Origin of the sequence: Arthrobacter pityocampae (assembly GCF_002927275.1) — a bacterium.
GTDB classification, from domain to species: domain Bacteria; phylum Actinomycetota; class Actinomycetes; order Actinomycetales; family Micrococcaceae; genus Arthrobacter_D; species Arthrobacter_D pityocampae.
The window spans coordinates 1-5,828 of record NZ_PRKW01000009.1; the positions used below are offsets into that span (position 1 = coordinate 1).

Sequence of the window (5,828 nt, forward strand, 5' to 3'; positions counted from 1 at the left end):
TGGTTGTCCGGCGGTGTCCTACTCTCCCACACTCTCTCGGGTGCAGTACCATCGGCGCTGTGGGTCTTAGCTTCCGGGTTCGGAATGGGACCGGGCGTTTCCCCCACGCTATGACCGCCGTAACCCTTGCTACCTGACACACCCGTGTCCGCGGCTTCTGGTGAAGCCGGGGCTGGGTGCCGGTAAATCTGTGGGGTTACATCAATCGTGCTGGATGTACCTGTATTCGGTTGTGGTTCCTGTTGTTGGTTGGGAACCGCATAGTGGACGCGTAGCATATGATCTTCACCCTCCCCGGGTCACTGGTTCGTGGGTGGGGGTTTCCTGGTTGCCCGGGATTCCCTGTCACCGTTGAACGGGTGGGGGTGGGTGTGTGGTGTAAGTTGTCGGCTTATTAGTACCGGTCAGCTTCACAGGTCGTTAGTCCCTGCTTCCACATCCGGCCTATCAACCCAGTGGTCTGGCTGGGGGCCTCTCACACACAAGGTGTATGGAAATCTCATCTTGAAGCAGGCTTCCCGCTTAGATGCTTTCAGCGGTTATCCCATCCGAACGTAGCTAATCAGCGGTGCACTTGGCAGTACAACTGACACACCAGAGGTTCGTCCGTCCCGGTCCTCTCGTACTAAGGACAGCCCTTCTCAAATTTCCTGCGCGCGCAGCGGATAGGGACCGAACTGTCTCACGACGTTCTAAACCCAGCTCGCGTACCGCTTTAATGGGCGAACAGCCCAACCCTTGGGACCTACTCCAGCCCCAGGATGCGACGAGCCGACATCGAGGTGCCAAACCATGCCGTCGATATGGACTCTTGGGCAAGATCAGCCTGTTATCCCCGAGGTACCTTTTATCCGTTGAGCGACGGCCATTCCACAATGTGCCGCCGGATCACTAGTCCCGACTTTCGTCCCTGCTTGAGATGTCTCTCTCACAGTCAAGCTCCCTTGTGCACTTACACTCGCCACCTGATTGCCGACCAGGCTGAGGGAACCTTTGGGCGCCTCCGTTACTTTTTAGGAGGCAACCGCCCCAGTTAAACTACCCATCAGGCACTGTCCCTGACCCGGATTACGGGCCGAAGTTAGATATCCAGAGTGACCAGAGTGGTATTTCAACGATGACTCCACGTGAACTGGCGTCCACGCTTCACAGTCTCCCACCTATCCTACACAAGCCACACCGAACACCAATACCAAACTATAGTGAAGGTCTCGGGGTCTTTCCGTCCTGCTGCGCGTAACGAGCATCTTTACTCGTACTGCAATTTCGCCGAGTTTATGGTTGAGACAGCGGGGAAGTCGTTACTCCATTCGTGCAGGTCGGAACTTACCCGACAAGGAATTTCGCTACCTTAGGATGGTTATAGTTACCACCGCCGTTTACTGGGGCTTAAATTCCCAGCTTCGTCCCACGCAAGCGTGAAACTAACCGGTCCTCTTAACCTTCCAGCACCGGGCAGGAGTCAGTCCGTATACATCGTCTTGCGACTTCGCACGGACCTGTGTTTTTAGTAAACAGTCGCTTCCCCCTGGTCTCTGCGGCCCCGATCCGCTCCGGCGAGCTAGTCGCCATCACGGTTGGGGCCCCCCTTCTCCCGAAGTTACGGGGGCATTTTGCCGAGTTCCTTAACCATAATTCTCTCGATCGCCTTAGTATTCTCTACCTGATCACCTGTGTCGGTTTGGGGTACGGGCGGCTGGAACCTCGCGCCGATGCTTTTCTCGGCAGCATAGGATCACCAAATTCCCCCATACGGGGGTCCCATCAGATCTCAGGCCCGTGATCGAACACAAGAACGCGGATTTGCCTACGTTCTGCCCTACATCCTTAGACCGGGACAACCATCGCCCGGCTTGGCTACCTTCCTGCGTCACACCTGTTAATACGCTTACCTCCCGAGATCAGGTCCCGCGATCCACAAAAAACCACGTCACCACAAGGGTGGGCGGTCATGCTTCTGGCGGTTAGTATCCCTCGATCAGTATTGGCGGTTCTTCGCCGGTACGGGAATATCAACCCGTTGTCCATCGACTACGCCTGTCGGCCTCGCCTTAGGTCCCGACTTACCCAGGGCAGATTAGCTTGACCCTGGAACCCTTGATCATTCGGCGGACGGGTTTCTCACCCGTCTTTCGCTACTCATGCCTGCATTCTCACTCGTGTGGGCTCCACCGCTGGTTTACACCGCGACTTCACTGCCCACACGACGCTCCCCTACCCATCCACACCCCTGAACTCAGGAGAACAAGTCTCCGGCTTGGGATCTATGTGAATGCCACAACTTCGGCGGTGTACTTGAGCCCCGCTACATTGTCGGCGCGGAATCACTTGACCAGTGAGCTATTACGCACTCTTTCAAGGGTGGCTGCTTCTAAGCCAACCTCCTGGTTGTCTGGGCAACTCCACATCCTTTCCCACTTAGCACACGCTTAGGGGCCTTAGTTGGTGGTCTGGGCTGTTTCCCTCTCGACTATGAAGCTTATCCCCCACAGTCTCACTGCTGCGCTCTCACTTACCGGCATTCGGAGTTTGGCTGACGTCAGTAACCTTGTAGGGCCCATTAGCCATCCAGTAGCTCTACCTCCGGTAAGAAACACGCAACGCTGCACCTAAATGCATTTCGGGGAGAACCAGCTATCACGAAGTTTGATTGGCCTTTCACCCCTACCCACAGCTCATCCCCTCCATTTTCAACTGAAGTGGGTTCGGTCCTCCACGACGTCTTACCGTCGCTTCAACCTGGCCATGGGTAGATCACTTCGCTTCGGGTCTAGATCACGCCACTGCAACGCCCTATTCAGACTCGCTTTCGCTACGGCTTCCCCACACGGGTTAACCTCGCGACGTAACACTAACTCGCAGGCTCATTCTTCAAAAGGCACGCCGTCACAGAAACTAAGTCTGCTCCGACGGTTTGTAGGCACACGGTTTCAGGTACTATTTCACTCCCCTCCCGGGGTACTTTTCACCTTTCCCTCACGGTACTGGTCCGCTATCGGTCATCAGGGAGTATTTAGGCTTACCAGGTGGTCCTGGCAGATTCGCACGGGATTTCTCGGGCCCCGTGCTACTTGGGATCCTCTCCAAACGGCGTCACGCATTACGGTTACGGGACTTACACCCTCTCCGGCCGGGCTTTCAAACCCGTTCACCTATACGCACGCACTCATTTCACCAGTCCGGCAGAACTGGAACGGAAAGTCCCACAACCCCAGTGATGCAACGCCCGCCGGCTATCACACACCACTGGTTTAGCCTGATCCGCGTTCGCTCGCCACTACTGACGGAATCACTATTGTTTTCTCTTCCTGTGGGTACTGAGATGTTTCACTTCCCCACGTTCCCTCCACGTACCCTATGTGTTCAGATACGGGTCACCCGGTCACTCGCGCGCCGGGCGGGGTTTCCCCATTCGGACATCCTGGGATCACAGTTCGGTTATCAACTCCCCCAGGCTTATCGCAGATTCCCACGTCCTTCTTCGGCTCCTGATGCCAAGGCATCCACCGTGTGCCCTTAAAAACTTGACCACTAAGATCAAAAACATATCGAGAAAACCAGGCCCGAACATGACGTCCGAAACCAGATTTATCTTAGAAATTGCTTCTTTTTAAGATGCTCGCGTCCACTATGCAGTTCTCAACCAACAACCCCGACACACCCCCACCCACCCCCGAAGGGACGAGCGCGGCATGCGCAGGAAAACCAGAAACAACCAGACCCCACACCCCCACCCACCAGGCACCGACCACACCACCCCCACCCCACCCACCGGACAGACACCCGAAGGCACCCGCACCAGAGAAGAGGAACAGAAACGACGCAACCGGCACAACCAGCACGCACAGAACATGAGGCCCTGTTATCTCAGGACCCAACAGTGTGCCAAACAGTAAACCCGGTCATCCCCCACCAGCAGCGCTTTCCAGAACCCCCCCGAAGAAGGGAACGTACTCACAACCGGCACGACGACCACCAGGCACCTATCCGTTGATATTCCACCCATGAGCAGCCCACCGCGGGACAAACGCCCGCGCTATGAGCCGTACTCCTGCGAACCACACCCCCACCACACAGGACAGGGACGAACGGTTCGAGGCGCTCCTTAGAAAGGAGGTGATCCAGCCGCACCTTCCGGTACGGCTACCTTGTTACGACTTAGTCCCAATCGCCGGTCCCACCTTCGACGGCTCCCTCCCACAAGGGGTTAGGCCACCGGCTTCGGGTGTTACCAACTTTCGTGACTTGACGGGCGGTGTGTACAAGGCCCGGGAACGTATTCACCGCAGCGTTGCTGATCTGCGATTACTAGCGACTCCAACTTCATGAGGTCGAGTTGCAGACCTCAATCCGAACTGAGACCGGCTTTTTGGGATTAGCTCCACCTCACAGTATCGCAACCCTTTGTACCGGCCATTGTAGCATGCGTGAAGCCCAAGACATAAGGGGCATGATGATTTGACGTCGTCCCCACCTTCCTCCGAGTTGACCCCGGCAGTCTCCCATGAGTCCCCGGCATAACCCGCTGGCAACATGGAACGAGGGTTGCGCTCGTTGCGGGACTTAACCCAACATCTCACGACACGAGCTGACGACAACCATGCACCACCTGTAAACCGGCCACAAGTGGCTGACACATCTCTGCATCATTCCGGTTCATGTCAAGCCTTGGTAAGGTTCTTCGCGTTGCATCGAATTAATCCGCATGCTCCGCCGCTTGTGCGGGCCCCCGTCAATTCCTTTGAGTTTTAGCCTTGCGGCCGTACTCCCCAGGCGGGGCACTTAATGCGTTAGCTACGGCGCGGAAAACGTGGAATGTCCCCCACACCTAGTGCCCAACGTTTACGGCATGGACTACCAGGGTATCTAATCCTGTTCGCTCCCCATGCTTTCGCTCCTCAGCGTCAGTTACAGCCCAGAGACCTGCCTTCGCCATCGGTGTTCCTCCTGATATCTGCGCATTTCACCGCTACACCAGGAATTCCAGTCTCCCCTACTGCACTCTAGTCTGCCCGTACCCACCGCAGATCCGGAGTTAAGCCCCGGACTTTCACGGCAGACGCGACAAACCGCCTACGAGCTCTTTACGCCCAATAATTCCGGATAACGCTTGCGCCCTACGTATTACCGCGGCTGCTGGCACGTAGTTAGCCGGCGCTTCTTCTGCAGGTACCGTCACCAACCCAAGGGCCGGCTTCTTCCCTACTGAAAGAGGTTTACAACCCGAAGGCCTTCATCCCTCACGCGGCGTCGCTGCATCAGGCTTGCGCCCATTGTGCAATATTCCCCACTGCTGCCTCCCGTAGGAGTCTGGGCCGTGTCTCAGTCCCAGTGTGGCCGGTCACCCTCTCAGGCCGGCTACCCGTCGTCGCCTTGGTAGGCCATTACCCCACCAACAAGCTGATAGGCCGCGAGTCCATCCAAAACCACAAAAGCTTTCCACCAACACCGCATGCGCGGGAAGGTCGTATCCAGTATTAGACCCGGTTTCCCAGGCTTATCCCAGAGTCAAGGGCAGGTTACTCACGTGTTACTCACCCGTTCGCCACTAATCCCCCCACAAGTGAGGTTCATCGTTCGACTTGCATGTGTTAAGCACGCCGCCAGCGTTCATCCTGAGCCAGGATCAAACTCTCCGTAAATGCATTACAGACACAACGACAGCACCCGGGAAAACGGGCACCACCACTGCACAAAATTCGAAACCAGCCAAAAAAACCAGCCACCACACACGGGGGTGCGGCAACCAGCCAATTCAACCAATCAACAAACAATCGGTATCAACAAACTTGGCACACTATTGAGTTCTCAAACAACAGGAACAACCG

Annotated in this window: 1 protein-coding gene and 3 rRNA genes; 1 reads left to right on the forward strand and 3 read right to left on the reverse strand. The window is 56.2% G+C overall.

All coding sequences use genetic code 11. The annotated features are described in order from the left end of the window. Window positions 1–5: 5 nt before the first annotated feature. From rrf to C4K88_RS16690, 3 genes are all read right to left on the reverse strand, one after another. Window positions 6–122 (reverse strand): 5S ribosomal RNA (gene rrf / locus C4K88_RS16680). 251 nt (window positions 123–373) lie between these two features. Further along, window positions 374–3,530, reverse strand: a 23S ribosomal RNA gene (locus C4K88_RS16685). A gap of 579 nt (window positions 3,531–4,109) precedes the next feature. Next, window positions 4,110–5,642, reverse strand: a 16S ribosomal RNA gene (locus tag C4K88_RS16690). Together the 16S, 23S and 5S rRNA genes form the textbook arrangement of a ribosomal RNA operon. Between C4K88_RS16690 and C4K88_RS17635 the strand changes: the two genes are divergently transcribed. Beyond that, the coding region (locus tag C4K88_RS17635; RefSeq protein ID WP_206604389.1) for a hypothetical protein at window positions 5,642–5,828 on the forward strand (187 nt) is incomplete at its 3' end. The two genes, C4K88_RS16690 and C4K88_RS17635, sit on opposite strands and share 1 nt — an antisense overlap.